The organism is Helicobacter sp. NHP19-012, assembly GCF_019703325.1.
GTDB classification, from domain to species: Bacteria; Campylobacterota; Campylobacteria; order Campylobacterales; family Helicobacteraceae; genus Helicobacter; species Helicobacter gastrofelis.
On sequence record NZ_AP024826.1, the window covers coordinates 1 to 1,769 of the forward strand.

At 41.6% G+C, this 1,769-nt stretch carries 1 protein-coding gene; it reads right to left on the reverse strand.

Annotated elements, in window-relative coordinates:
• Positions 1-158 precede the first annotated feature (158 nt).
• The gene (locus tag K6J74_RS08260; RefSeq protein WP_221272712.1) at positions 159-1,169 is read right to left on the reverse strand and encodes a protein rep; all 1,011 of its coding nucleotides are present in this window, start codon (positions 1,167-1,169) and stop codon (positions 159-161) included.
• Positions 1,170-1,769: the final 600 nt, after the last annotated feature.

Here is a 1,769-nt window from a genome sequence, read left to right on the forward strand (position 1 = left end):
CCCGTAGGGCAAACTATCCAAATGAGCTTGGCGAATGTCCTCCTTTAATGGGGGTGGCTAGTTTGCAAACTAACCGCCCTAAAGGGACACTCACAAGTTCGCTCGGTAGTTTGCCCCTTCGGGGGTGCTATGTGGAGTGAAGGATTTCTTTTTCTCTCTCACTTGTTCGTTCTCTCAAGCTCATAGCTCTGTCCGCCCCACTTGTAGTATTCTCGTTCTACAAATTCCCACAAGCTAGGGTCTAGCTCTTCAGGGGGCAATGGCTTAATATCTTTCACAATTCCGCCTAAGTTGTATTGTCGTAGCCCTTTGGCTTGGGTATCTAGGGTTGCAAACTGCTCGTTATCAAGCTCTGCTATCTTGGTGGGCTTGATGATGTATTTTACGACTTCAACAAGGGCGGATAACAATGCGGGGTTTAAGGGCGTTTTTAGGCTCGTAGGCTGTAACTTTGCTTTGGACTTGGGTCTTATGCCTCTTATATCAACAATGGGTCTATAATCGCTTCTAAGTGCCTTTTCCCACATATCACACCATTCGGCTTGGGTCATGTAGTTACCGCCACTAAAGTAGCTCTGTGGGACTACTAGCAAGCTATGGTAGTGTAGATGGCACTCCCCATTAGGGGTTTTATCCCCCATGTATTCAAGGGCGCGGATAAAGCCCCAAACACTCTTACGCCATGCTTTGGTCTGTGTTAATCGCCGCCACGATACCGACATGTGCTTAGATAATGCCCTTAGCTCGCTCAAGGGGGCATTCTTGGTAGTCAAGGTCAAAAGGATATAGGCGGCTTTATAGTCTTGCTCTATTTGGCTAAAAACACTGATTAACTCGCCTAAGACTTTTCTAGCTTTTCTCCACATGCACATAGGACACCATTTCACTTTGCAAAATCTAGCCCATGCTAGCACACGGGCTAGCTTATCGGTTTCTAGGTTGCGATACTTGTCAAACTTTAAAAGGTTGCCACATTCAGCGCATCGTTCGGCTTTAGGATACTCGCCTATGGCGTTATAACGCCCCATTAGGTCAAGCTCCACCGCTTGTAACTTGTGGTCTTGGTAAGGCTCTAGTTCCTCCGCTAAGACTTGGCTTATAAGCTCTAGAGCTAGCTTGTCTAGTATGGTTTTTGGGTCAAAGAAGGTTACTTGTGGTATGCTATCCATAGCTGTCCTTTTCTGTGTGGTAACTGAAAAGGTAGCCTATCGCAAATAATGAAAACCTTAAACGCCCTCCAAACCCCATAAATAGGGGCTTTGCAAGGCTTAAAACACTCCATGCGTAAAATCAAAATTGTTTCTATAGGTATCTAGTTAAATAGAAAGCCCCCAAAAACCCCATTTCTTAAGCCAAAAAAACACCCCTTTGGGGGGGGTCAGTTTTAGGGAGTGGTTTGGCAAAATTTAGCGATTAGTTTCAAAAAGTTTTAGGGGGGTCGCATTGCATTTTCACACATATAAAAATTAATTAAACAATTAATTAAACAATTAATTAAATTATTAATTAAATTATTAATTAAATTATTAATTAAATTATTAATTAAATTATTAATTAATTTTTATTAAGTCTTTATTAAGTCTTTATTAAGTCTTTATTAAAGGTTTAATAACTGATTATTTACGCTTTATCTTGTGCGTTCATGTGGGTTTGTTTTATTTGCCACGCTCTCAAGTCTTTGGCTTTAGGTCGGCTTCTTAGCGTGGCAAATGCAAGGGGGAGAGAAGAAACCTTTGTTTCACTTAGTGAGAATTAATGACAAAAATGCT

What these genes read in the sequence shown, in the direction of transcription:
- K6J74_RS08260 (WP_221272712.1), bottom strand. Translation starts at nt 1,169, where the DNA reads ATGGATAGCATACCACAAGTAACCTTCTTTGACCCAAAAACCATACTA.